Raw genomic sequence first — 23,858 nt, 5'->3', positions numbered from 1 at the left:
CCGTTCGGCCCTTACCTCTCCAGCCAGGCCCGCGAGGTGGGTTCGGACATCAGGTGGCGGTAGCGCTCGAAGAACCCGCGTCCCGGCTCCTCGTTCCAGCCGTGCATCACCCGACCGGGCACCGCGATATCGGCGTCGACCCGCTTGCCCATTCCCATTCGCATGTTGGAGTTCAGCTGCCGCGAAACGTGACCACGCATCGTGTCCTGGCACATCGACCAGTTCTCGCCGTCGTCCTGCTCCAGGATTCCGCTGGGGCTGAACGTGGTTCGGACCAGCCGCAGTTGCGCGTCCTTGACCTCCTGGGGCGCGGCCTTGTCGACAATCGTCCAGGACCGCACCTCCATGTGGTTCGGACCGCGCGGCACCCAGACCCGGATGGTTTGGACGCCGGTCAGGAATGAGAAGTTCGGAAACACAGTAAAGGCAGCGACGTTGTGCACCGGATCGCGGTCGGCACCCAACCGGCGGATCGACTCCGGGCGCACCACGTCCTGGTGGTAGCGGAGCAGGACAGGATCGCGAACGACCATCTCGAGCGTCGGTCCTTCGAACCATCCACCACCGTGGCCACTCCCCGGCGACACCGTGCACCCGCCAGGGAAGTCCGTGACCTCGGCTTCGTCGGGCTGCACCGCCATCAGCGCCGAGATGTGCGAGGCGAAGGCGTGATGGCCGTCCTGGACGAAGTTCTCCGCCCCGTACTTCCAGTTGCTGTCAATGATCCACTTGTTGGCACCACCGACCAACTCGGTGCCACCCTCCCGACGATCCACCAACACATCGAGGTAATACGCCATATCACCCAGATACTCCACCAACGACGGCGCATCCGGATCGAACGTCCCGAAAATCAAACCCTTGTAACTGGCCACCTGCGCCACCGGCACAGCCGCCCAACTGTCGTCCAGAGGAGCGTTCTCATACATCTCCCCGAACGGAACATCCACGATCTTCCCACGCCGGTCGTAGGCCCACCCGTGATAACTACAGGAAAACCCCGCCGCGTTCCCCGCATCCAACTTGCAGATCCGCATACCACGATGCCGACACACATTCAGGAACGCAGCCAGAGATCCATCGTCCTGCCGCACCAACATCACCGGGTCTTCACCCAGATACGCACTCACAAAATCCCCGGGCCGCGGCACCTGCGACTCGTGCCCGAGGAACTGCCAACACCGCGCGAAGATCCGCTGCAGCTCCATCTCATAGATCGCCGGATCCGAGAACACATGCCGGCTGACCAGACCCTGCGCCGGATCGAGCAGATCATCGATCTTCTCGGCACCGCTGTAACCGATCGTCATTGCGCTCGCCCTTCTTTGATTCGCCCCTGGTGCCCTGCGACGCCGGCGTTGCGAGTGACCGGAACCAACGTCTCGACGCTGCGAGGTTCGCGGGTCGTCGCCCGGTCGAGGCAGCGCCGTCCTGCCCGGAGCTCCACGACCGGCGCTGCGGGTCGAAGGCACCATCGCCGGGACAGGGGTTGTGCCGCATCCGTGTTAACTACCGAAACTCCACCGCCTTCAGAAGAAGGCGCCGATGCTCGCGATCAGGAACAACATGGCCACCGCGCAGCAGGCCAGCGATCCACGCCGGAGCACCCGGGTGCGGCGGGCACGCTCGTCCGCATCGAGCGAGACCGGCACGAGATCCTCGGCATTGCACCTCCCCCAGTAACCGAGCAGGAACAGCACTGCCGAGCCGGCCACCAGCAGGAGCCCGATCATCGCGGCACGTCGCCGGGCGGTGCGTCAGGATCGGCGGGCCGGTACCGCGGCGCGTACTCGACCTCGGCCGCTCGGATCTTCTCGCCGAGCCAGCCGTTCCACCGCCCGAGCCTGCGTTCCCCCTCCAGCTTCTGCCGTAGTGGATCTCGGACCTGCTCCAGCGACAGCGGGACCGCAGGCGTGACCTCGAGAATCTGACCGACATTCCACCCGTGCTGGGTCTCTACCGGACCGAACACGGAGTTGGCAGCCGCGCGAAAGGCCTCGTCGCCGTAGCCGGGATCCAGCTGCTGGCGCACCGCCGTTCCGAGATCGCCGCCCTTGTCCTTGGTGCTTCCGTCCAGCGAGACGCTGCGAGCGACTGCACCGAAGTCCTCGCCTGCCTTCAGCCGATCGACCGCGTTCCGGGCTTCGACCTCGGAAGCGACCACGATGTTGCGTACGTGGCGCTTCTCCGGCTCGGCCATCTCATCGCGACGGGTGTCGTAGGCCTGCTGGACATCAGCGTCGGTCACCGGAGGAATGTCACGGGTGACCTGGTCGAAGAGCGTCGCGTTCGTCAGTTGCCGCCGGATCTCGGCAAGCACCTCGGGCTCGGACAGCCCGACCTGACCCAACCGGGCGATGAAGTCGCCGCGCCCAGCCGGGTAGGTCTGGGTGAGCAGCTTCTCCAGCTCATCCTGAGCCGCCTTCTCCGGGATGACGACGCCCTCTTCCTCGGCCGCCGAATCCAGTATCTCGCTCACGGCTACGGCCTTCGCCGAATCTCGGTTGAACCGGTCCACAGCCGCCGGATCATCGGGGCGTCGCACCCCATAGAGCGCCTCGAGGGCCCGGACCCGGTCCGTCAGCTGCTGCTCGGTGAGCATGGTGTCGTGAATCCGGAAGGCCGCGTCGGCAGGCAGGGCCGTGATCTGGGCGACCGCGATCTGAGTGCCGGCCCCGGTAGCAAGCACCGCGAGCGCTACGGCGCTGAGGTACCAGGTCTTCCCCGGTCGGGGCACCAGCAGCGGCCGCTGACGCAGCCACCTCGTCGTCTCGCCCGCGGCGCTGCGGAACACCTTCGTTCCCCTCACACCACCACCTCCGTTCTTCTCGCAACCCGCACGCGTCCACGTGCACTTCCGCTCCCGACCGCGGGCCCCAGCCCCGGCGGGAAGATCCACATCACAGCCAGCGCTGCGAGATAGGACAACATCACAGCCACCGTCAGGACCACGCCGAATTCGCGCACCAACCGCAGCTGTGACGCCGCCAGAGCGGCGTAACCGATCGCTGAGGTCAGGCAGGCGAACGCGACACTGCGCCGCAACCACCGCTCACCGCTCCGCCGGGCCTCGGCGAGCAGCACCAGGAACTCGCACCCGGTCACCGTGATGAGGGAGCCGAGTGCAACTGTGAGGGGACTCAGGGAGCCACCCACCAACCAGATGATCGCCAGCCCCCACCCGGTGGCCAGCAGCGCCGCCGCCGTCGCCCGCAGGGCGTCGGTGCGCCGCCGCAGCCCGATCGCCAGCACCACGCCCGCCACCGCGATGCCGGCGAGGTTGGCCAGGTAGCGCCCCTCGGAGATGAGGTCGTACCCCCGGCCGGCCGCAACCGGCAGCCCGACAAGATCAGCCGAGTACCCGGGTGGCAGGGCCGGAAGGGCGTCCCGGACGTCCTGCAGGAGCCGGTTCTGCGCGTCCAGATCGCGCAGCTGAAGCCCGAAGATCATCAGCGCCGACCTGCGGTCGGGTGCCACCGCCGCGGAGCGCAGGTAGCTGGGGAACAGCTCCAGCGCCGCGTCGATCTGCTCGGCGGTAGGTGCATCGCCGAGGAAAGCCAGCAGGCTCGGCAACGTCAGGACCGGACGGACCTCGCCACCGTAGCCGGAAATCACCGCTGCCTCGGCCTGTCTGGACCAGGCCAGCGCCTCTGGGCTGACTACGTCGGGCCCGCTCAGCCTGATGCTGACCTCACCCGACGATCCCAGTACCTGCTCCGCCACCAGGGCATCGTCGAGCTGCGGCAGACCACGGGCGAGTTCGAGCGGGTTGGCCTCGACGGCAAGCCGGGGCAACACCGTCCATCCCAGCCCGGCGACCGCGGTGAGCACCATCAGTACCGCTATCCGCGCAGGCCAGCGCACCGGGCGCGGTGAGGCCTTGGCCGGGTCCGGGACTGCCGACTCGAGGATTGTCGGATCTACGCCGGGCCGATCGGGAAGTCCTCGACGCAGCAGCAGCGCCGCGGCCACGGTGCCCAGCACACCCAGGGCCAGAGCCATGCCGAGCTCGCGCACGAACGGCAGCGGAGAGACGGCGAGTGAGGCGAAGGCACCAGCGCTGGCCACTGCCATCACCACGATTCGGCGCCGGTTGCGCAGGGCTGCGAGGTACAGCGGGAACGTGCTACCGACCCCGAGGAGCAGCGGCAGCATGGCGACGGATCCGAACGACAGCGGCCGGTTCAGCCACCCGAACACCGCAAGCGCCAGCGCGGTGCCCAGGAGAGCGGCCGCCAGCGGCCACAGCCGGGCCGAGCGCCGCCCGCGCCCCGGTACCAGCAGCGACCGCAACGCGACGGCGACCGCGACCAGCAGTCCGAGCAGCGGCAGCTCCGCAGCCACCTGTCCGGCGAGTCCGGCGGTGACCGCCGGAACCCCGGTGACGGTGATCGTCCGCGTGGCCAGGCCCGCGTCCCCGACCGTGGTGCGGACGGCGTCCACGAGCCGTTGCGTGCCCGCCTGATCAAGCCCTTCCCGCGGCCGGACCAGAATGGCCACGGTGTCCGGCGCAGGGATGACGAAGCGCCATTGCGGGCGCGGCTGCCCGGTGGACTGGTCGAACGCCACCGTGCGCACGAAGTTCGAGTTGTAGAGCGTCGGCGCCCCGGCGGGCAGCCCCTGCACCAGCAGGCTGCCGTAGCGGACATCGAAATCGCGGGTGGCCTGCTCGATCGCCTGCTGGGTCCCCCGCTCCGTGGCGCCCGCGGCCCGGGCCTGCTGCTCGGCCTGTATCCGCAGCCCGTCGCGACGCCCCGCGATCTGGGCGAGGAGGTTCTGTGCCGACGTGACGATCTGGTTGATCACGGTGGCCGGGCCGTACACGGCCGCGACATCGGGCAGCGTCGCCAGGGTGCCCTCGGCCCGCAGCAGCGCCAGCAGCTGCTGCTGATCGAGGAGCAGCTGGCGGGGCTCCGGCGACCGGACCAGCACCACGACGGGATCACCGCCGAAACTGCGCGCCTTCTGCTCGATCGCAGCGAGGGTGGGATCGCCCGCGGGGAGGAACGAGTCGGTACCTGTGTCGACCCGGAGCTGCGCCAATCCACCGACGACACCCGCACCCAGCGCGAGGACGAGCACCGCCGTGAGCAGACCGCGCCGGGACGGCCTACGCCGCATCCGCCGTGCGGCCGCCAGGCCGGTGCCACCCATGCTCCGCAGCCGGATCCACATCCTCACCGATCGGGTTCCAGACGTGGGAAGTCCCGGTTGAGCGGCTTGCGATCGGCCAGACCGCCGGGCTCGGGGTAGGGGTTCGAGTTCGCCAGCAGTCCCGGCGGGAGCGTCACCGGGTTGGGGGTCAGTGCGTACGGATTCTGCACGGCCTGCACGTGCAGGAACGTGTCGCCGAAGTCTCCGTACTGGTGGAAGGCCGCGCCGAAGACCGTCACAACCTGTGAGAGGTCCTTGCCGTAGGGCTTGAGGTAGCGCAGGGCAGGGTTCAGGTCTTTGAGCATGTCCGTCGCCGGCGGGACCAGCGCCCTGGCCTGTTCGCCGACGGCGGGAACCCGATCCAGAGTGGCCGGAGCGCGGTCCAGCGTTGCGTCCAGTGACGGCAGCAGGCCCCGCAGGTCCCGGCTGGTGGCCGGTAGCTCGACCAGTGCCGCGTTGAGGTCGGGTGCGGCCCGCCGGAGGTCTGCCGCCACGGGGGCCAGCGCACCGGAGAAGCTCGGTGAGGTGACCGGCGGCGGTGGAGGTGCTGGTGAGCAGGTTGGGCAGGCGACGGACGGTGCCCTCGATCGCCTCCCGCTGCCCGGCCGTGGCGGCCGTGATCCGGTTGACGTCGTCGACCAGCTGCACGACCTGGCCGTCTCCGGTGTCCAGCGTCGTGAACAGCGTCTCCAGTTCGCTGATCAGCGACTCGAGGTCGGCGGACTGGGCGGCGATGGCGTCTACGGCCGTGGTGCCGTTGTGCCCCAGGTCCGACAGCCCCGACATCAGCGCCGAGATGTCGCGCGCACGCCCGTCGCTGCTCGTGCCGAGCGAGCGGATCAGCCCGCCCAGGTCCTCGCGGGTCGGGGCGTCGAGACTCGCGAGCACGTCACGCAGGTCGACGGGCGGGATCACCGCCGAGGCCGGTAGGACGGCGCCGCTGGGCAGTGGCGCGCCCTGCCCGTCGATGACCTTCACGTAGTACTGCCCGACCAGCGACTTCTCGCTGACCTGCACCCGTACGCCGTCGTGCAGGGGTACCGCGACATCGTCGAGCTGCAGGTCCAGGCGGAGCTGGTCGCCGGTGCGCTCGATGCGCTCGACGTTGCCGACCGCCACTCCTGCCACCTGCACGTCGGAGAACGGTGCCAGGTTCCGGATGTTCGGCACCTCGACCGATACGTGGTAGGGGCGGGCCTGGCTGAACCCGGGGACGAACCCGCCGCCCTGCGACCACAGGTAGGCGAAGAAGACCGCGCAGCCCAGCACGAAGGCCGACACCGTGGCCAACCTGACAGCGGGAAGACGTGCGGGGGGATCTTCATCGCGGGCCTCCTTCGCCCGGCGCCGGGTACGGGCCGATCGGGCTTTCGGCGTGCCGGTAGGTGTTGGTCGTCATGTCCTCCGGCGTCTCGATGCCGGTCGGGCTCTGCAGGTTGAGCGAGAGCTGGGCCCTGGCCAGGCCACCCTGTGCGTCGGACACGTTGAAGATGCCGCTGGTGTTGTAGACGAACGCGCCCAGGTCGTACATCCAGGGCGTGATCTGCGCCGTCGCGTTGTCGGCCCAGCGGGTGACCGGGGCGAAGCCGTCGAAGGTGCCGCGCAGATCGGTGACGGCTGGTCGCAGGTTGTCGACGAGGGGTCGCGCCTTCGCCACGACCGGTGCGGCGGCGACGACGGTGTCATGAACCTGCTCGGTCGTGTCGGCGAGCCTGCTCAGTGCCCCTGGCAGGTCGGCGGCCGCCGCGTCGAGGTTGTCCAGGGTCGGGTTCAGCTGCGTCGTCAAGGTCGAGGTGCTGCTCATCGCCTGCCGGAGGTCCGCGGACAGCCCGGGCAGCTCGCTGAGGGTCTGCCGCAGCTCGTTGTCGCGCTTGCCGATGACGGCCAGGGTCTCCTGCGTGGAGTTCACCAGGCTGGTCAGGCGCTCGTCCTTGTCGCCGGCCGCGGTCGCGATCTGCGAGAGCGCGGTGACGAACTGGCGGAGGTGCTCGCGGCGGTCCGCGAGCTGCTGCATCACCGGACGCAGGTCGGCCAGGCTCTGCTGGGTGGCCTTGAGCCCGGCCGGCAGCGTCTTCGCAGAGCTCGCCAGTGCCGTGTCCGACTCGGCGAGCAACGCCGTAAGCGCGAGCCTGCTGCGCTCGTCGAGGTGGTTGAGCACCTCCTCGGGCTGGATCGGACGCGACGTCTGTGTCACCGGCACGACCCCACCCTCCGGCAGGGGCCGGCCGGGGGGGCTGCCGGGGTCGAGCGAGATGTACATCTGGTTGAGCGGGTTCACCGGGCGAAGCACCGCACGGGCGTTGTCATAGACCGGGTGGCCCCGGTCGATCGCCACGGTCACCCGCGAGGTGTTCCGGTCGGTGGGCTGCGAGTCGGTGATGACACCCACCGGGACACCGGCGATGCGCACCTGCTGACCGTTGCCCGGGCTCACCGCGACCGCCTCGTCGAACTCGATGTCGAACACGGTCTTGTCGCTCCACGGCGGCAGGTAGTTCATCTGCGAGAGGATGAGAACCGCTGCTGTCACCCCCACCACCGCCAGTCCGACGAGCGCCAGGACGTCGCGGCCCAGCCCCGGCACGGTGCGCAGCCGCTGCCATGCCCTACGGAATGCCGATGCCTTCAACGGTGTCATCGCGGCGTCCCTCCCGTGAGCCCCTGCTTCAGGAGTGGTCCGTCGCTGGGGGGCGGGGGCCCGCCCAGCTCACCCAGCTGCACCAGCAGCTGGTCCAGCCCGCCGGGGGTGTTGGCCAGCGACGAGGTGCCCGCACCAGGCTGGATGCGCACCATGCCGCCGTTCTCGTCGTAGAACTTCGAGGCGTTGTTCATGTTCGTGAACAGGTAACCGAGCTCTTCGTAGAACTTGTTGCCGTTGCCGCCCTCGGGGTACTTGGGCGCCTGGCCGTGCCACTCGGACATGATGGCGTTGATGATCGGACCGTTGATCCGGTCCAGCACCGGCCCGCGGACGTCGTCGAGCACCGTGGTTCCCTGCTGTGCGGCGGGTACCAGTTCGTCCACCATCGGCCGAGCCTGCTCGAGCAGCGGGCGGAGGTCGCTCAGCAGCGGGCGGGCCGCCGCCAGCGTCGGGTCGAGCTGCTCCAGCAGTGGGTCGAGTTCCCGTACCGCGGGGCGGATGGACGCGGCCGTCCTGGTCAGCCGGTCGAGTGTCCCCGAGAGATCCTGCGCTCCGGTTCGGGTGAGCCGCAGCGTCTCGGGCAACGTGGCGATGGCCTCGGCCATCGGCCCGCTCTGGTCGGCGAGGGTGTTGCTGGTGGTGGCCACCGAGTCGACGATGGCGCCCAGTTGACCGTCACGCCGGGTCACGACCTCCGCGGTGCGGTTGAGATCGGTGACGAGCTCGGCGAGGTCGGTGTCGGGACGGGTGCCGCGCGCCGCGTCGATCACCGCGCCGGTCGGGGCCAACGCGGCGGGTGCCTCGCGGGCCAGGTCGCGCAGCGCGTCGCCGGCGCCGGCCTGCAGAGTGTTGTCGAGGAGCGTCGTCGTGCGGCGCAGCGACTCCTGTGCCTCCGGTGGGATCGCCGGCAGCAGCGTGTCGAGCTCGACCGGGATGCGCGTGCGCGCCGCCGGGATGGCCCGGTCGGCGAACTCGCCCGGCTCCCCACCCGGGGTCAGTGCGACGTAGTAGTTGCCGCCGAGCACCGTGGTTGGCCGGATCTCCGCAGAGGGCGACTTCCCGATCTTCTCCAAGCTGTCGCCGTCGAGCTTGAGCGACACGGCCACGGTGCCGTGATCGGTCGTCTGGATCCCGGTCACCACTCCGACCGGGGTGCCCGCCAGCTTCACCGGGCTGCGGTAGGTCTCCAGCTTGTACTGCCGGGAGAACTCGGCGACGACCGTGACGCCGGGTCGGAGGAAGGCGAGGATCGCCGGCTTCTCGAACAGCGCGATCATGAAGATGGCGAACAGGCCGACGGCGACGAGCCCCATTGCCGATGATCGGCCACGCAGCGACAGGTGCTTCATGACGGCCTCCTCCCTGGAATCAGCGCGCCGTTGGCGTCGCGGTCCCTGTGTGCGGCCTCACCGGGGGCCGGGTACGGGTTGGCGGGCTGGGCCCCCACGGGGCCGAGGCCGCTCACTGTTGCGGTGCTGGGCACGGCGATGACGATGCGCAGCATGTGCCTGAAGTCCGCGTGCGGGGCCATCACCGAACTGATGTCGTCGGAGAACAGGCCGAGGTCATCGGCGTAGGGAGCCAGCACCTGAAGTGGCGGCGCCGCCGAAGACAGCCCGTCGGCCAGCCGAGGCACGAACGGCCCGGCTTCGGTGAAGGTGTGGGTCATGTCCTCGACGGCCGGGCCGGCAGCATCGGCCACACCGGGGACCTTGGCCAGCGGGACCGGCGCTTCCCGCAGCACGCCCCGAACGTCCGGCGTCGCATCTCCGAGCGCCTGCGCGCCGGGCCGCAGCGCCTCCATCGCCACCCGGGTGTCAGCCAGCGGTTCGTTCAACGCGTCGAGCGCGCTACGGGCTGCGGTGAGGGTGCCCGGCAACTTCTGCAGCGACTCCCCCAGTGGCTGGGTTCCGTCGACGTTCAACGCCGCCAGGGTCGACTCGGTCTGCCTCAGCAGGGTGCGGAATGTGTCCGACCGTCCCTGGAACCGCACCGCGAGATGGTCGACGCTGCGCAGGAACTCCGGGAGGCGCGCCTCGGGGTCGGCCGCGGCGGCTGCCACGGTGCCGACGTCGGCGAGCAATCCGGGTGCGCCACCGATGAACCCGTTCAGCCCCGGCCCGTACCCGGCCGCGCCTCCACCCATCTCCTGCATCGCGGTGCGCAGGGATGCCCGGGTGGGCTCGTCGAACACGTCGAGCAGATGGGAGATGTCGTGGGCTTCCTCGGTCTGGCCGACGGGGATCACGCCGTCGACGAGTGGTCCGGCCGACGGGTCACCGGGCTGCAGCTCGATGAACTTCTGGCCGAGAGCCGACTGGTCCCACAGCGCGGCGGTGGCGTTGCCGTAGATGGGGACGTCGCCGTCCAGCGTCATGGTGACCACGGCGTGGTCGCCGACGACCTCGATGCTGGAGACCGATCCAATCCGCTGGGCGTTGCGCCGCACCTCCGAGTTGAGGTCGGCCTGGCCGACGTCGGTGAAGGCGGCCTTGACCGTGCTGGCCGCAGCGCCGGGAAGCCGGCCCTGGTTGGCGGTGAACATGACGTATCCGAGCAGTGCGATCGCGCCGAGCGAAGCGATCCCGACCAGGAAGGTCCGGCCGCGCGCTCGGGCTCCTGAATGAGCCACGGTCATCGCCCCCCGCCGAGGAGCTGCCCCACCAGGGACTTCTCCTGTTGCTCGCTGAGCCCGGTGGCATTGCCGGGGTCACCTGCCGGCGGGGTCGGCATGACGTCGGGAAGCAGATCCGGTGCCGCGGTCGTCGGACCCGGCAGCACCTCGCTGGGCAGCGTGGGGACCTGGCCGGGGACCAGATCAGGCGGGGCGAAGCCGGCGAGCATCTGGCGCGCCGTCTCGGGGGTGACCACCGCGGCGGCCCGGAAGTAGTGCGACACACCGTCGTAGCCGCTGGTCGCCATCGCCCAGTTGGCCAGGCCGTTCATCAGGTTTTCCAAGCTGCTCGGGGTGCCGGGCTCGTGGACGAGCAGTCGCTCGGCGATCGGGCGCACCGAGCCTGCGACGCTGTGCAGGTCGGTCGCCGCCGGCCGCAGGGCCTCGACCACCGGACGGGCCTCGTCGAGCATGGCGTCGAGCTGCTTCAGCAGCGGTGGCATCGAGGCCAGGGCCGGATCGGCAGCGTCGGCGAACTCGTGCAGCTCGCTGCTGATCTGGACCAGGTTGTCAGTCACCGGGCGGACCGATCCGAGTACCGGGGTCGTCGCGTCGGCGACGCCCGCCAGCTCGCGAAGCGTGTGCCGGGCCGAGGTCAGTGTGCTCGGCAGTGCCGCGAGGGCGTCGTCCACCGCGCCCTTGTTGGCCGCAGCGGCCCCCAGGGTCTGCTGGGCAGCACCGACGAGCTGGTCGAGCGTCGCGCCGTCGCGATCAGCGAAAGCGCTCGTGTGCAGCTGTCCGATCTCGAGGATTCGGTTGAGCGAGGCGTTCTGCGCGGCGAGGATCCCGGTGAGCCGGTCGACCTCGCTCAAGGTGGGCTCGACCGCGGCCAGTGCCGCCGCGGCGTCCTCACCGCGGCCCTGCATGCCCTCACCGAGCGTGGTGACCAGCGCGGCGAGCGCCGCCGAGGTCGGGTCGTCGAGGGTGTTGAACACGTCCTCGAGGTCCATCGCCCGCGAGGTCCGCTCGGCCGGGATGACCATCGAACCGCCGTGCAGCGGCGTCCCGGTTGAACCGGCGTCGAGCTGCACGAACCGCTCACCGATCAGGGTCATCGGACGGATCTGGGCGGTGGCGTCGGAGTACAGCGGGAGCACCGAGCGCTCGACCGTCATCTCCACGTGAGCCTGTCCGTCCACCAGCGCAACGGCCTCGATGAGCCCGACCTGCACCCCGTGGGCCTTGACCAGGTTGCCCTGCCGGAGCGGGCTGGCGTCATGGAACACCGCGACGACACGCACGGTGGAATCGTCGCCGTTGCCGGTCACCATCCCCGCCGTCACCGCGAGGAGCAGCACCGCCACCAGGGCGATGCGCGGAAGCTTGCGTGATCTCGTCTTCACCGCGGCCTGTTTCCGTTCGCGTCGGTCCAGGGCTGTCCGGAGCTGTGTCCCGGTGCGGGAGACGGGTTGACCTGCCCACCGACCGGCGCCATGTTCGGCTGGTTGTTGACCGCGGTCTGCCCATAGCTGATCAGCAGGTGCCCGAAATGGCCGGACCCGTTGTACTGGGAATACACGTTGCCCCAGTTGTCGATCATTCCCATCATCTCCGGCGTGTAAGGCCGCAGGAACTGCACTGCGGGGCCGAGGGAGCGCACGGCCTGTGTCATGCCAGGAAGCGTGGCCGTGGCACTGTCCAGCAGGCCCGGCGTGAACTGCAGCAGCGTGCTCGCCGCGTCGAGGGTCGGACGCAGCTCGGCAACGGTGGGGCGCAGGTCGCGCAGCACCGGGTTGAGGTTCGCCGCCGTCGCCGGCAGCCTGGCCGCGGCCGGGCGGAGGTCCTGGAGCATCGGCACCGTCGACTCGGCGGCCGCCGGGACCCGGTCGAGCGCGCCCTGGGCCGCATCGAGCGTGGCCGGCAGCTCCGCAAGTCCGTCGGTGAGTTGTTGCTGCTGAGGAGCGACGACGTCCGCGGTGCGCCCGAGGTCGCTGATCGTGGCGCCCAGCTTGTCCCGTCGCTGCGCCAGCACGGAGGTGACCTGGTGGGCATTGGTGACGAGCTCGCGGATGGCCGGCCCGTCCTGGCCCACCGCGTCGAGCACCGCCCCCAGCGCCTCCACCGTGGGCCCCGCGGTGCGCAGCAGATCGTTGACGTCGGACTCCTTGCCGTCAAAGGTCTTCTGCAGCTGGTCGACCACCGACGTCAGGTGCGCACGGGTCGGCTCGTCGAGCGCCTCCAGCAGGTCCTCGACGAGAACCTGGTTCGACCCCGCCTCGATCATGCTGCCGCTCGGCAGCACCGGGTTGCTCTCTGGGCCGGGGCGCAGCTGCAGGAAGTGCTCGCCCAGCACCGAGCGCCACTCCACCACCACGGTCGTGCCGGTGTGCAACGGCGCGTGGTCCGGGGAGAGCGACAGCGTCACCACGCCCTGGTTGTCCTGCGCCGTGACCGCGGTGACCTCACCGACGTCGAAGCCGTCCACCTGGACCGGCAGGCCCGCCACGATGCCGGCCGCAGAGGTCATCGCGACCTTGATCTCGTAACCCTCGCCGGCATCGGCGTCGAGGACCAACGCGGCGGAAGTGGCGAGCACTGCCGCCAGCACGCAGCCGGCGATGAGCAGCTTTCTGAGCATTCCTCAGTCCATTCCCAACGGTCCTGCGGAGTCCCCCGAGAGAAACTGGCGCAGGAACGGGTCGCCGGAGGCGAACGCGTCCTCGGTGGGGCCGTAGTGCACGAGCCTGCCCTGCCAGACCGCTGCGACGTAGTCACTGACCTTGCGCGCGGTGGGGATGTTGTGGGTGACCAGGATGTACGTGCCGCCGTGCTCGGCGTGCATCTGGAGGATCAGGTCGTTGAGCAGGCTGGTGCGGACCGGGTCGAGGCCGGAGTCCGGCTCGTCGAACATGACGACGTCGGGGTCCATGACCAGCGCCCGCGCGAAACCGGCCCGCTTGCGCATGCCACCGGAGATCTCGCCCGGCGCCTTGTCCATCGACCGCTCGAGGCCGACCTCCTTGAGCCGCTGCATGACCCGCTCCGCGATCTCGTCCTCGCTGAGGGTGGTGTGCTTACGCAGCGGGAAGGCAACGTTGTCGTAGAGGTCCATCGAGCCGAATAGCGCGCCGTCCTGGAACAGCACGCCGAACCGCTTCCGCAGCTGGAACCGCTCCGCCTCCGACACCTTCCAGATGTCCTTGCCGAACACGTGCACTTCGCCCTGGTCCGGTTCGAGGAGTCCCACGATGTGCTTGAGGAGCACGCTCTTGCCGGTGCCGGAGGGGCCGAGCACCGTCGTGATGGCGTTGTCGACGAAGCTGAGGTTCAGCCCGCGCAGCACCTGGAACGAGCCGAAGGCCTTGTGCACGTCCCGGACCTCGATCGAGTGCTCGATCACCTCGCTGCCCGCGCTCGCGCGGTGACCGGGTCGGGCGGAGGTGGGCTCACCCGGGGGCCGGGCGGCGTGCTGATTCAGCATTGAATCTCCAGTACTCAGGGTGGATCAGGGATCAGTTGGCGATCGGTGCGTTCGCGAAACCGCCCCAGAACAGCTGGTGGAAGATCAGACCGAGGAGGCTGACGAGCACCATGTTGATCACCATCGATCTCGACGTGTTCATCCCGACGCCGACCGGGCCGCCCTTCGCGGTGTAGCCGTAGTAGCAGCCGACGAGCACGACCAGCACGCCGAGAACCACTGTCCAGACCATGGAGAACAACAGGTCGAGCGGACTTTGGAAGGCCCACAGCACATCGAAGAACCCACCCGGCGAGACCGTGTGTAGAACCTCGACGATCATGAACCAGGATCCGACGTACAGCAGGCCGAGGCCGACGATGTAGAGGAAGGGCATTGCGATCGTGGCCGCGAGCACCCGGGTCCCGACCAGGTAGGGCACCGGCTCGACGCCCATCACCTCCAGCGCGTCGACCTCCTCGCTGATGCGCATCGATCCGAGTTCGGCGACGAGTCCACAGCCGACCTTCGCGGCCAGGATCCAGCCCCACATCTCCGGGCCACCGGTGCGCAGGCCACCCAGTGCCGGGTAGACAGCGACGTAGCCCGGCGCGCCGAACTGGCGCGAGATGTAGTGGCCCTGGACGGCGAACACCACGCCGAGCACCAGCTCCATGAACCAAATGATCATTCCGCTGGAGAGGATCAGGATCCCGCACTGGCGCAGCACCTCGGACGGGTACAGCCGCACCGCCCGCGGTATCGAGACGGCGACCCGCCCGAAGAAGCGGACCATCTGCACGGCGTTCTCGAGCAGCTCACCAACCTTCGCGATGACCGCGCCGGGACCGAAGTCCGCGGCCGGCGGCTGGGGACGCGCCGACGGCTGGCTTTTCCCACGATTGACGCTCACGACCTGTCCTTCCTCACCTGACGGTCTGCAACTCGGGGAACAGGCCGAGGGTGATCATGTTGAACGCCAGGTCGATGAGGAAGACGAGGGCGAAGGCGATGACCACCGCCTGGTTGACCGCGCGCCCGACTCCGATCGAGCCGGCGCCCGCGTTGAGGCCCTTGTACGCCCCGACGATGCCGATCATGAAGCCGATGGTGGCGCTCTTCAGCACCGCGACGACCAGCTCGATCGTGGTCAGGTTCTTGAACACGGTCGCCCAGTACTCACCGCTCGGGACGCCCCCGTAGGTCACCGCGCTGAAGAGTCCGCAGACCACACCGACCGCCAGCGAGACGAGCATTAGCAGCGGAGTCAGGATCGTCGTCGAGATGATGCGCGGGAGCACCAACTCCCGAACCGGGTCTACGCCGAGCACGCGCAGCGCATCAAGCTCCTCACGCACCTTGCGGGCGCCCAGATCGGAACAGATCGCCGCGCCGACGATTCCGGCGACGACCATGGAGTTGACCCACGGGGTGAACTCCCGCGTGTTCTGGATGAAGAAGTACTGCCCGTAGCGGTTGTTCGCACCCAGCAGGTTCGTGACGTTCAGGCCGAGCAGACCGATCATCAGCGAGAACGTGAGGACCGCGAGGATCATGGGGAACCAGGACAGCCTCAGCACGCTGTACATCTCGTCGCGGACCGCGCGCCAATACCCCACCGGGCGGCGCACGGCGCTCCACAGCACCTGAGTTGCCAGCTGGGTCAGCCCGCCGATCTCGACGACCACCCCGGCGACCGACCCCGGCACGTGCTCGATCCAGGGCTTCCGGGTCGCCGGACCGCCCCGGGGGGCGACATGGGCAGCCCCGGAATCCTTCGACGCGGCGCGCGGTGCGCTGTTCACGTCCTGGCCCCCACCCTCTCAAGTCGTTGCATCACTCATCCCGCGTGTCGCCGGCCGCATCAAATGCACCGGGCACGGCAGGCGCCCCGGAGGGGACGCATGCCGACGAACCTCAGACGCCCGCGAGGTCCTGGCGACCGCGCTCCACGAGGAACTCCTCGTAGCCGCGATAGACGGGCTTGAAGGCGGGCAGCAGCTTCATGAGCATGCTGGTCGGCCCCTTCACCTTGACCTTCCTGCTGGTCAGCGCGACCGGCAGGGACAGCCGACCGAGCCAGAACCGGTGACCGTTGTCCGCGGACATCGTCAGGACCATGTCCGGGATCTCCTTCTCCGGAAGTCCCGCGTCCTCGGTCGTCACCACCGGGGTCGCCGGCCGGCAGTCGATCCACATCACGGTGTCGGGCTCGGTGAAATTGACCTTCACGAGGGACTTTGTGGAGGCGAAGGCGTTTCCGACGGTCGGGTTGTGCATGATATCCGCCAGAAAGACCCCCAAGGTCCCCTGGAACTCTTCGGCGTTGGCGAAGTACACCACTCTCGTCCTCTCAGAAGAACATGCTCAGGTTGTTCGACAGAATCACGTTCTGATCGAGCGTGACTGCACGGCGAGCGATCTTCAGCTCGCCCTCGGCTGTTCGCCGGAGGGTGTCCTGGCGGCTTCCGACGAGGAAGTGGACCATGGTCTCCAACCGATTGCGGTAGAGCATGAAATTGCTGCGGACCAGGTACTCGTCGGCAGCCGGGGTGATGCGCACGTTGGTGATCAGGTAGCGCGTCCGCGACGGCGGCTCCTCGGCCCACGCCATCCCGGTCTCGGATCGCTTGACCCGCCAGGTCAGGCTCTCCTTGTTGTCCTCGAACGCCAGTGAGGGCGGCACGCTGTCCGGGCTGAACACATCCACCGTGGGTCGCGTGCCGACCGTGTACTCGATGTCGTCGGATACCAGGTCGAGCCATTCACGAAATCGTGCCTCGTCGAGCATTTCAGCTTCGTGATAGTAGAACTGCTCGATCTCGTGTTGCAGTTCTACCGACACGCCGCGGCCAACACCGGCGGCGAGCTCAATTTCAGTGGTCATGCGAACAGCTCCTCCCCTTGCTGATTCCGTCGGACACTCACTTGTCGAGCCAGACGCGCGAGGTGGGTTCGGACATCAACTGGCGGTAACGCTCGAAGAACCCGCGTCCCGGCTCCTCGTTCCAGCCCTGCATTACCCGGCCAGGGCCCTTCGCATCGGCGTCGAGCGGAGCCCCCAAACCCATCCGGACGTTGGAGCTCAGCTGCCGGGAAACGTAGCCACGCAGCGTGTCCTGACACATCGACCAGTTCTCGCCGTCGTCCTGCTCCAGCAGCCCGCTGGGGCTGAACGTGGTTCGGACCAGCCGCAGCTGCGCGTCCTTGACCTCCTGCGGCGCGGCCTTGTCGACAATCGTCCAGGACCGCACCTCCATGGCGTGCGGACCGCGCGGCACCCAGACCCGAATCGTCTGGAAACCGGTCAGGAACGAGAAGTTCGGGAAGACCGTGAACGCACCGACGTTGTGGATGGCATCGCGCTCGGCACCCAGCCGACGCGCCGACTCCGGCCGCACCACGTCCTGGTGGTACTTGAGCAGCACCTCGTCGCGGGTGGTCAGCTCGAGCGCCGGACCGTTGAAGGCGACGAGCCCGTGGCCACCACCGGGCCGGACCGTGAAGCCCTCCGGGAAGTCCATCATCTCGGCGTCGTCGGGCTGCACGGCCATCAGCGCGGACACGTGGGAGGAGAAGGCGTGATGGCCGTCCTGGACGAAGTTCTCCGCCCCGTACTTCCAGTTGCTGTCAATGATCCACTTGTTGGCACCACCGACCAACTCGGTGCCACCCTCCCGACGATCCACCAACACATCGAGGTAATACGCCATATCACCCAGATACTCCACCAACGACGGCGCATCCGGATCGAACGTCCCGAAAATCAAACCCTTGTAACTGGCCACCTGCGCCACCGGCACAGCCGCCCAACTGTCGTCCAGAGGAGCGTTCTCATACATCTCCCCGAACGGAACATCCACGATCTTCCCACGCCGGTCGTAGGCCCACCCGTGATAACTACAGGAAAACCCCGCCGCGTTCCCCGCATCCAACTTGCAGATCCGCATACCACGATGCCGACACACATTCAGGAACGCAGCCAGAGATCCATCGTCCTGCCGCACCAACATCACCGGGTCTTCACCCAGATACGCACTCACAAAATCCCCGGGCCGCGGCACCTGCGACTCGTGCCCGAGGAACTGCCAACACCGCGCGAAGATCCGCTGCAGCTCCATCTCATAGATCGCCGGATCCGAGAACACATGCCGGCTGACCAGACCCTGCGCCGGATCGAGCAGATCATCGATCTTCTCGGCACCGCTGTAACCGATCGTCATTGCGGCTTCCTTTCATCTGATTGCTGGGTGCCGCGTCGGACGAAGCCGAGGGTCACCGCTCCGAGCGCCCCGAAATCGGCGCGGAAGACGTCGTCGCTGTCGGCGTCGACCGCCCGACACGGCGAGCCGGGCAGGACGACATCGCCTGCTTCGAGTGCGATGCCGTGGGTCGAGAGCTTCTGCACGAGCCAGCCCACCGAGCGCAGCGGGCTGCCTAGCACATCACCCATGCATCCCCTCGCGACGGGGTGGCCGTTGCGTTCGACCATCACCGTGAGCGCCTCGAAATCGACGCCGTGCGGGGAGAATGCCCGGTCGCCGAGCACGAACCTGGCCGACGAACCGTTGTCGGCAACCGTGTCGTGCCAGCGGATGCGCCAGTCGGCGATGCGGCTGTCGACGATCTCGAGGGCCGGTGCGATGAAGTCGATGGCGGCCAGCACCTGGCGCGGTGCGACCTGGGGGCCTTCGAGGCGTTTGCCGAGCACGAAGGCGATCTCCGGCTCGACCTTGGGCGCAATGAGCGTGTCGAGATCGAGCTCGTCGCCGTCGGTCGCCTCCATCACGTCGAAGAGCTGTCCGAAGTCCGGCTCGCGCACCCCGGCCATCTCCTGCATGGCCGGGCTGGTCAGGCCGACCTTCTTCCCGACGACCCGATGCCCAAGGCCGGCCCTGATGCGAGCGACCTCGGCCTGGATCCCGTACGAGTCGTCCTGTTCCAGGCCCGCGTAGCGGTCGGTGAGCGGGCTCACCGGCGTCGCCATGCATTCGGCTTTCCAGAGTTCCTCGGCGAGGGCGGCGCGGGTCAGCTCATCGAGTGGCGCCAACGGGCACCTCCCGGTCCTGGGCCATCGTGTAAGCGATGTCCTCGAGCAGGTCCTCCTGTCCGCCGACCGCACCCCTGCGGCCGGCCTCCATCAGGATGTCGCCGGCGTCGACGCCGTAGCGGGCTGCTGCCGCCTTGGCCTTGAGCAGGAAGCTCGAGTACACGCCGGCATATCCGAGCACCAGGCTCGTACGGTCGATGACCTGGGGGAAGCGCATCAGGGGACGCACCTCGTCCTCGGCCACGTCCATCAGCTGCCACTCGTCGATGCCGGTCTCGAGACCGATCCGCTTGGTGACCACGCTGAACACCTCGCCCGGTGTGTTGCCCGCGCCGGCGCCGAGGGAGCCGAGGGAGCCGTCGATGAACGACGCGCCCTCGTCGATCGCCGCCAGGCTGTTCGACACGGAGAGGCCGAGGTTGTTATGGGCGTGCAGGCCGATCTCGACCGGGATCGCCGCACGGACGGCGGCGACACGGTCGCGCACGCCCTGCTCGGTCATGTAGCCGGCGGAATCAGCGAGGTAGACCACCTCGGCGCCCGATTCCGCCATGATCCGTGCCTGCTCCGCGATCACCTCAGGGGTGGCGAGGTGGGTCATCATCAGGAACCCGAAGGTCCGCAGGCCGAGATCGCGGCACAGCTGCAGGTGCTGCTCGGCCACGTCGGCCTCGGTCACGTGGGTGGCGACTCGCACGCCGCCGACGCCGTGCTCGACCGCCTCACGCACCTCGTCCATCACGCCTACGCCGGGCAGCATCAACGTGCACAGGGTCGCGTCACCGATGACCTCGGAGGCGGCATCGAACAACTCGGTGTTGGAGTAGCTCCCCCGCCCCTGCAGCAACGACGACCCGCCGAGTCCCGCCCCGTGACCGACCTCGATATACCGGACGCCGCTGGCCGACAGACCGCCGACGACGTGACGCACCTGCTCGGGTGAGAAGTCGTGCTCGACGGCGTGGCTGCCGTCACGGAGGCTCGTGTCCAGATAATTGATCCGGGTTCCGGCTACAGGCTCCATCTCACACTCTCGCTTCCGTGCCGGCGGTCACCCTTTGCCGAGCCATCCGCACCGCAGCCGCCGTGATGATGTCGAGGTTGCCGGCGTACTTCGGCAGGAAGTCACCAGCTCCCTCGACCTCGTTGAACAACGTGACCTTCCGACCGTTGAGCACCGGCCCGCGGACGCGGTAGCCGGGCACGTAGGCCTGGACGCGCTGCACCATGCGCTCGATCTCGACCGCAAGCAGGTCCTCGTCCAGGCCGTCCACCTCGGCATAGACGGTGTTGCGCATGCACGGAGGCGGATCTGCCGGGTTGAGCACGACGATCGCCTTGGCCTGCTCGGCCCCACCGACGGTCTCGAGGGCCTTGCGCGTCTTGTGCGTGAATTCGTCGATGTTCTGCCGCGTTCCCGGGCCGACACTGGCGCTGGCCACGGTCGACACCGTCTCGGCGTAGCGCAGATGCTGCGCCGCCCGGCCGACGGCGGCGACCAGCGGAACCGTGGCCTGGGCGGCGCAGCTGACCAGGTTGAGCTCCATCGCGCTGCGGTGCTCGTCCCCGTTCACCGCCGGGATGACCATGGGACCGATCGCCGCCGGGGTGAGATCGACGCTGGCGATCTGCGCCTCGGCAAGCCGCGGTGCATGCGCGAGGTGAGCTCGTGCCGACGTGGCGTCGAAGACGAGTTCGGGAAGCTCGTCGAGCTGGAAGAGCCCGTCGATCCCGTCGGCCGTGGTGTGAACCCCGAGAGCAGCGGCTCGCCGAAGCCCCTCCGAGCCGGCGTCGATACCGGCCATCACGGCCAGTTGCAGGGTCTGCTCGCGGAGGACCTTGTACATCAGGTCCGTGGAGATGTTTCCGGAACCGAGGATCGCGACCCGGAAGGGGCGTTCGACCGACAGTTGGCTGTTCGGGCTCATCGGTTCCTACTCGGCCGTCAGGAAGTCGGCCACCAAGTGGTCGAACTCCTGCTGCTTCTCCGCCTGCGCCCAGTGGCCGCACTCGGAGAACGCGACGAGACGCACGTTCCTCATCCGGTGGAACATGAGCAGGGAGCTGTCGAACGGCAGAACCCGGTCCTCGCGACCCCAGACCAGCAGGGTGCGGTGCGCGATCTGGTCCACCCGCTTCCACAGCTCGGCCTCCGGGTCGGCGCCGAGAGCCCGGAACAGCTTGAGCATGAAAGCCATCGCCTCGGGGTCGGTGGCCGCCTCCAGCCGTTCCTCGAGGACCCGGTCCGGTACGCCGCTGGAGTCGAAGACCATGACGTCGACGAACTCGCGCATCCGTTCCACCGAGGGCGACTCGTAGAAGCGGCGCACCGCCCGGTCGACGCCACCGGCGATGTCGCCGGGGGTCAGGATGTTCACCGAGCCGCCGCCAGGACCCATGAGCACCAGACGATCGGCCATCTCCGGGTAGTCCAGCGCGAACCGGAGCGCGGTGCCCCCGCCGAGCGAGTTCCCCAGGAAGTGCGCCTTGGCGACGCCGGAGCTCGCCATGACCTCCTTGACCACTCGGGCGGAGAACTTCCAGTAGGACTCCCCGTCGGGGAAGGTCTTCGAGGACGACCCGAACCCGGGCTGGTCGATGATGATCAGTCGGAAGCGCGCGGCCAGGTAGGGCAGGTTCGTCCGGAAGTTGCTCATTCCTGAAGCGCCCGGCCCGCCGCCGTGCAGCATCACCATCGGTTCCCCGGAGCCCACCTCGCTCACGTGGATCTTCAGCCCTGCGACGTCCACGAACCGCTCCTGAACGTCCAGCTCAACCGTGTTCTCTGACATACCGTCCTCTGTGTGAGATCGCGTCGTGGGGTGTCGGTGCCGGTGCCGGCTAGTCGCCCTGGGCCAGCGACTCGAGACCGCGGTGGCCCCAGACGTCGCCGCCTTCCCAGTCCGAGACGACCCACGTGTCCTCGTCCACCTCGCGCGCACCCCAGCCGTACTCGAGGTCGATCCCGCTGGGCGTCTGCATGTAGAACGAGAGCATGTGATCGTTGCGGTGCCGGCCGAGCGTGGTGCTCATCTGCACTCCGGCGTCCTGCGCCCGGTCGAGTGCGCGGCCGACCATGTCGATCTCCTCGACCTCCAGCATGATGTGCTGGCAGGCGGTGAACGGGCCCCGGGCGAGCGCGATGGAGTGGTGTCGGCGGTTGCAGTGCAGGAAGCAGACCTCGACCGGCCCGAGGGTGGTGTACTCCGAGACCCGGAAGCCGAGTTGCTGGACGTAGAAGTCCTGCGTCTGCTCGTACTGCTCGGCGTTGATCAGGAAGACCACGTGCCCGAAGCCCATGGCACCTGCCACGAACTTCGCCCCGTGCGGGGACACGAAGTTGTAGTCGATGGTGGGCCGGAAGTAGAGCTCGAGGCGGTTCCCGGCGGGGTCGTTGAAGGACGCCATGCCGCCGACGGAGCGTGCTTTCAGCTCCTCCTCTCCGCCCGGGCGCACGTCCACTCCGGCCTGCTTCAGCTCCTCGACGGCCGCGTCGAACGCGTGCTTGTCGGGCAGCTCGAGCCCGGCGTAGGCGAATCCGTCCGCCTCCGCCTGGTGCACGGCGATGCGCCAGCGGTAGTCGTCGGTCTTCAGCAGGAGGCTGTCCTCGGGCGCGTCAGGGCGCAGCTGCACGCCCAGGACGTCGTGCGCGTAGTCGCGCCACGCGGGCACGTTCGTTGCGTTGATCCCGACATAGCCGACAGACCGAACCTTCATCCTTCGCCTTCTCTCTCGTGTACACAGACAGTCCCGTCGACCACCGCGACGTCGAATGTCTTCAGCGGGTCACGGGCCGGGCGCGTGCCCTTGCCCGTTGCCATGTCGAAGCGGGCTTTGTGCCAGGGGCAGACGATGGAGGCGCCCTGGACGGGGCCGCCCTCGATGCTCAGCGCCCGGTGTGAGCAGGTGGCGCTGACCGCGTAGAGCGCACCCTCGACCTCGAAGACGAGGCACCGCTCCCCGGAGGGCAGATCGATTGCGGCCCGTCCGTCCGCCGACAGCTGTTCGGCCGGACAGACAGGTACCCAGCCCATGGCAAGTGCAGCATGCTCTTTCACCTTCAGCAGTTCTTCCGAGTCGCAGCCAGGTCAGAAGAGGGCGGCATCGTCCGGGAACACCCCGGGGACCAGGCCGACATCGAGAACCGCACCGGATATCATGTCCGCCGCATCGGAGAGCAGGTACCGCACGGTGCGGGCGTAGTCCTCCGGCATGCCGACCCGGCCCTGGGCGTTCATCCCCTTGACGACCTCGAGGATCTCGGGCCGTGCGGCGACCATCGGCTCCGACATTCCGGACAGGATGAAGCCGGGGACGACGGCGTTCACCCGGATACGGTGCTTCGCCAGGTCGAACGCGAGTGCCTTGGTGAGCCCGAGAACGCCCGCCTTGGAGGCGACGTACGCGACGTGGGCACCGCCGCCGTACGCGGAGACCGAGGAGAAGTTCACCACGGCGCCACCACCGGCCTCGATCATCGAGGGCACGGCGGCCTTGGACAGCAGGAACTGGCCCTTGAGGTTGACGTCAATCGTGGCGTCCCACGTCTCTTCACTGGTGTCCAGCACCGAGCCTGTCGGCCGCACCGCGGCGTTGTTGACCAGTGCCCGTACCGGTCCGAAGCGAGCGGTCGCTCGCTCGAGGAAGCCCTGCAGCTGGCCAAGGTCCCGGACGTCGGCCTCTTCGACGAGCACGTCATCGCGGTTGCCGAACTCGGTTGCCAGAGTCTTCACCTGGTCGCCGTCGTTGCTGAACGTCGCGACCCGGAACCCGTCTTCGAGCAGTCCGAGCACGACGGCACGACCCACGCCGTAGGTCCCCCCGCTCACCACCGCGAGACGATCCGCCACGTTGCACGCTCCGTTTCCCGAGGGAGGACCATCCCTCCCCGTCCTGCGGTGCGCGGAAGGCCGGATGACCCGGCGCCGCAGCACTCGCT

The 23,858-nt window shown here is 68.4% G+C and carries 24 protein-coding genes and 1 pseudogene; 1 reads left to right on the top strand and 24 read right to left on the bottom strand.

Going from position 1 to position 23,858, the window contains the following annotated elements; all coding sequences use genetic code 11:
* Positions 1 to 11: 11 nt before the first annotated feature.
* The 5 genes from WBK50_RS01250 to WBK50_RS01230 form a co-directional block, all read right to left on the bottom strand.
* Positions 12 to 1,310 carry an aromatic ring-hydroxylating oxygenase subunit alpha gene (locus WBK50_RS01250; protein WP_341333840.1) on the bottom strand — a complete coding sequence of 433 codons (1,299 nt, stop codon included), beginning with the start codon at positions 1,308 to 1,310 and terminating at the stop codon, positions 12 to 14.
* Positions 1,311 to 1,529: 219 nt separating this feature from the next.
* Positions 1,530 to 1,733: a hypothetical protein gene (locus WBK50_RS01245; protein ID WP_341333839.1), complete on the bottom strand. Its 204-nt coding sequence runs from the start codon at positions 1,731 to 1,733 to the stop codon at positions 1,530 to 1,532.
* Complete coding sequence (locus WBK50_RS01240; RefSeq protein WP_341333838.1) at positions 1,730 to 2,809, bottom strand: peptidyl-prolyl cis-trans isomerase; 1,080 nt, start codon at positions 2,807 to 2,809, stop codon at positions 1,730 to 1,732. The genes WBK50_RS01245 and WBK50_RS01240 overlap by 4 nt, the downstream gene beginning before the upstream one ends.
* Positions 2,806 to 5,175: an RND transporter gene (locus tag WBK50_RS01235; protein ID WP_341339247.1), complete on the bottom strand. Its 2,370-nt coding sequence runs from the start codon at positions 5,173 to 5,175 to the stop codon at positions 2,806 to 2,808. The genes WBK50_RS01240 and WBK50_RS01235 overlap by 4 nt, the downstream gene beginning before the upstream one ends.
* Positions 5,176 to 5,177: 2 nt before the next feature.
* Positions 5,178 to 5,648, bottom strand: coding sequence for a hypothetical protein (locus tag WBK50_RS01230; protein ID WP_341333837.1), 471 nt, complete (start codon positions 5,646 to 5,648; stop codon positions 5,178 to 5,180).
* Positions 5,649 to 5,704: 56 nt separating this feature from the next.
* On the opposite strand from WBK50_RS01230, the gene WBK50_RS01225 reads away from it, so the two are divergent.
* Positions 5,705 to 6,136, top strand: coding sequence for a hypothetical protein (locus WBK50_RS01225; protein WP_341333836.1), 432 nt, complete (start codon positions 5,705 to 5,707; stop codon positions 6,134 to 6,136).
* A 38-nt stretch (positions 6,137 to 6,174) separates the two neighbouring features.
* On the opposite strand, the pseudogene WBK50_RS34880 reads toward WBK50_RS01225, so the two are convergent.
* The 19 genes and pseudogenes from WBK50_RS34880 to WBK50_RS01135 all read right to left on the bottom strand — a co-directional run.
* A pseudogene (locus WBK50_RS34880) lies at positions 6,175 to 6,288 on the bottom strand (hypothetical protein); the annotation flags it as partial.
* A 187-nt stretch (positions 6,289 to 6,475) separates the two neighbouring features.
* Positions 6,476 to 7,792 (bottom strand): MlaD family protein, encoded by a 1,317-nt coding sequence (locus tag WBK50_RS01220; protein ID WP_341333835.1) that lies wholly within the window; start codon positions 7,790 to 7,792, stop codon positions 6,476 to 6,478.
* Positions 7,789 to 9,144 (bottom strand): MlaD family protein, encoded by a 1,356-nt coding sequence (locus tag WBK50_RS01215; RefSeq protein WP_341333834.1) that lies wholly within the window; start codon positions 9,142 to 9,144, stop codon positions 7,789 to 7,791. The genes WBK50_RS01220 and WBK50_RS01215 overlap by 4 nt, the downstream gene beginning before the upstream one ends.
* Positions 9,141 to 10,433: an MlaD family protein gene (locus tag WBK50_RS01210; RefSeq protein WP_445942201.1), complete on the bottom strand. Its 1,293-nt coding sequence runs from the start codon at positions 10,431 to 10,433 to the stop codon at positions 9,141 to 9,143. Before WBK50_RS01210 ends, WBK50_RS01215 begins: the two co-directional genes overlap by 4 nt.
* Positions 10,430 to 11,812 (bottom strand): MlaD family protein, encoded by a 1,383-nt coding sequence (locus WBK50_RS01205; RefSeq protein ID WP_341333832.1) that lies wholly within the window; start codon positions 11,810 to 11,812, stop codon positions 10,430 to 10,432. Before WBK50_RS01205 ends, WBK50_RS01210 begins: the two co-directional genes overlap by 4 nt.
* Complete coding sequence (locus tag WBK50_RS01200; RefSeq protein ID WP_341333831.1) at positions 11,809 to 13,047, bottom strand: MlaD family protein; 1,239 nt, start codon at positions 13,045 to 13,047, stop codon at positions 11,809 to 11,811. Before WBK50_RS01200 ends, WBK50_RS01205 begins: the two co-directional genes overlap by 4 nt.
* A 3-nt stretch (positions 13,048 to 13,050) precedes the next feature.
* Positions 13,051 to 13,890, bottom strand: coding sequence for an ABC transporter ATP-binding protein (locus tag WBK50_RS01195; RefSeq protein WP_341333830.1), 840 nt, complete (start codon positions 13,888 to 13,890; stop codon positions 13,051 to 13,053).
* A gap of 31 nt (positions 13,891 to 13,921) precedes the next feature.
* Positions 13,922 to 14,782 (bottom strand): ABC transporter permease, encoded by an 861-nt coding sequence (locus WBK50_RS01190; RefSeq protein ID WP_341333829.1) that lies wholly within the window; start codon positions 14,780 to 14,782, stop codon positions 13,922 to 13,924.
* 13 nt (positions 14,783 to 14,795) lie between these two features.
* Positions 14,796 to 15,674 carry an MlaE family ABC transporter permease gene (locus tag WBK50_RS01185; RefSeq protein WP_341333828.1) on the bottom strand — a complete coding sequence of 293 codons (879 nt, stop codon included), beginning with the start codon at positions 15,672 to 15,674 and terminating at the stop codon, positions 14,796 to 14,798.
* Positions 15,675 to 15,786: 112 nt separating this feature from the next.
* Positions 15,787 to 16,149: an SCP2 sterol-binding domain-containing protein gene (locus WBK50_RS01180; protein ID WP_341333827.1), complete on the bottom strand. Its 363-nt coding sequence runs from the start codon at positions 16,147 to 16,149 to the stop codon at positions 15,787 to 15,789.
* Positions 16,150 to 16,222: 73 nt separating this feature from the next.
* The gene (locus WBK50_RS01175; protein ID WP_341333826.1) at positions 16,223 to 16,756 is read right to left on the bottom strand and encodes an aromatic-ring-hydroxylating dioxygenase subunit beta; all 534 of its coding nucleotides are present in this window, start codon (positions 16,754 to 16,756) and stop codon (positions 16,223 to 16,225) included.
* Positions 16,757 to 16,793: 37 nt separating this feature from the next.
* Positions 16,794 to 18,092 (bottom strand): aromatic ring-hydroxylating oxygenase subunit alpha, encoded by a 1,299-nt coding sequence (locus WBK50_RS01170; protein WP_341333825.1) that lies wholly within the window; start codon positions 18,090 to 18,092, stop codon positions 16,794 to 16,796.
* Positions 18,089 to 18,919 carry a 2-keto-4-pentenoate hydratase gene (locus WBK50_RS01165; RefSeq protein ID WP_341333824.1) on the bottom strand — a complete coding sequence of 277 codons (831 nt, stop codon included), beginning with the start codon at positions 18,917 to 18,919 and terminating at the stop codon, positions 18,089 to 18,091. The genes WBK50_RS01170 and WBK50_RS01165 overlap by 4 nt, the downstream gene beginning before the upstream one ends.
* Entirely contained in the window at positions 18,903 to 19,943 is a 1,041-nt protein-coding gene (dmpG, locus tag WBK50_RS01160) for a 4-hydroxy-2-oxovalerate aldolase (protein ID WP_297504104.1), read from the bottom strand. Before dmpG ends, WBK50_RS01165 begins: the two co-directional genes overlap by 17 nt.
* 1 nt (position 19,944) lies before the next feature.
* The gene (locus tag WBK50_RS01155) at positions 19,945 to 20,847 is read right to left on the bottom strand and encodes an acetaldehyde dehydrogenase (acetylating) (RefSeq protein ID WP_341333823.1); all 903 of its coding nucleotides are present in this window, start codon (positions 20,845 to 20,847) and stop codon (positions 19,945 to 19,947) included.
* A 6-nt stretch (positions 20,848 to 20,853) separates the two neighbouring features.
* Positions 20,854 to 21,669, bottom strand: coding sequence for an alpha/beta fold hydrolase (locus WBK50_RS01150; RefSeq protein ID WP_341333822.1), 816 nt, complete (start codon positions 21,667 to 21,669; stop codon positions 20,854 to 20,856).
* A gap of 91 nt (positions 21,670 to 21,760) precedes the next feature.
* Positions 21,761 to 22,636: a VOC family protein gene (locus tag WBK50_RS01145; RefSeq protein ID WP_341333821.1), complete on the bottom strand. Its 876-nt coding sequence runs from the start codon at positions 22,634 to 22,636 to the stop codon at positions 21,761 to 21,763.
* On the bottom strand, positions 22,633 to 22,977 hold the full coding sequence (locus tag WBK50_RS01140; protein WP_341333820.1) for a Rieske (2Fe-2S) protein: 345 nt from the start codon (positions 22,975 to 22,977) through the stop codon (positions 22,633 to 22,635). Before WBK50_RS01140 ends, WBK50_RS01145 begins: the two co-directional genes overlap by 4 nt.
* A 30-nt stretch (positions 22,978 to 23,007) precedes the next feature.
* Complete coding sequence (locus WBK50_RS01135; RefSeq protein WP_341333819.1) at positions 23,008 to 23,769, bottom strand: SDR family NAD(P)-dependent oxidoreductase; 762 nt, start codon at positions 23,767 to 23,769, stop codon at positions 23,008 to 23,010.
* Positions 23,770 to 23,858 lie beyond the last annotated feature (89 nt).

The organism is Pseudonocardia sp. T1-2H, assembly GCF_038039215.1.
Classification (GTDB): Bacteria; Actinomycetota; Actinomycetes; order Mycobacteriales; family Pseudonocardiaceae; genus Pseudonocardia.
Note: the sequence above shows the minus strand (reverse complement) of the source record. Positions and strands in the feature narration are given on the sequence as shown.

What these genes read in the sequence shown, in the direction of transcription:
- WBK50_RS01250 (WP_341333840.1), bottom strand. Translation starts at nt 1,310, where the DNA reads ATGACGATCGGTTACAGCGGTGCCGAGAAGATCGATGATCTGCTCGAT.
- WBK50_RS01245 (WP_341333839.1), bottom strand. Translation starts at nt 1,733, where the DNA reads ATGATCGGGCTCCTGCTGGTGGCCGGCTCGGCAGTGCTGTTCCTGCTC.
- WBK50_RS01235 (WP_341339247.1), bottom strand. Translation starts at nt 5,175, where the DNA reads ATGTGGATCCGGCTGCGGAGCATGGGTGGCACCGGCCTGGCGGCCGCA.
- WBK50_RS01220 (WP_341333835.1), bottom strand. Translation starts at nt 7,792, where the DNA reads ATGACACCGTTGAAGGCATCGGCATTCCGTAGGGCATGGCAGCGGCTG.
- WBK50_RS01215 (WP_341333834.1), bottom strand. Translation starts at nt 9,144, where the DNA reads ATGAAGCACCTGTCGCTGCGTGGCCGATCATCGGCAATGGGGCTCGTC.
- WBK50_RS01210 (WP_445942201.1), bottom strand. Translation starts at nt 10,433, where the DNA reads ATGACCGTGGCTCATTCAGGAGCCCGAGCGCGCGGCCGGACCTTCCTG.
- WBK50_RS01200 (WP_341333831.1), bottom strand. Translation starts at nt 13,047, where the DNA reads ATGCTCAGAAAGCTGCTCATCGCCGGCTGCGTGCTGGCGGCAGTGCTC.
- WBK50_RS01195 (WP_341333830.1), bottom strand. Translation starts at nt 13,890, where the DNA reads ATGCTGAATCAGCACGCCGCCCGGCCCCCGGGTGAGCCCACCTCCGCC.
- WBK50_RS01180 (WP_341333827.1), bottom strand. Translation starts at nt 16,149, where the DNA reads ATGCACAACCCGACCGTCGGAAACGCCTTCGCCTCCACAAAGTCCCTC.
- WBK50_RS01175 (WP_341333826.1), bottom strand. Translation starts at nt 16,756, where the DNA reads ATGACCACTGAAATTGAGCTCGCCGCCGGTGTTGGCCGCGGCGTGTCG.
- WBK50_RS01170 (WP_341333825.1), bottom strand. Translation starts at nt 18,092, where the DNA reads ATGACGATCGGTTACAGCGGTGCCGAGAAGATCGATGATCTGCTCGAT.
- dmpG (WP_297504104.1), bottom strand. Translation starts at nt 19,943, where the DNA reads ATGGAGCCTGTAGCCGGAACCCGGATCAATTATCTGGACACGAGCCTC.
- WBK50_RS01155 (WP_341333823.1), bottom strand. Translation starts at nt 20,847, where the DNA reads ATGAGCCCGAACAGCCAACTGTCGGTCGAACGCCCCTTCCGGGTCGCG.
- WBK50_RS01145 (WP_341333821.1), bottom strand. Translation starts at nt 22,636, where the DNA reads ATGAAGGTTCGGTCTGTCGGCTATGTCGGGATCAACGCAACGAACGTG.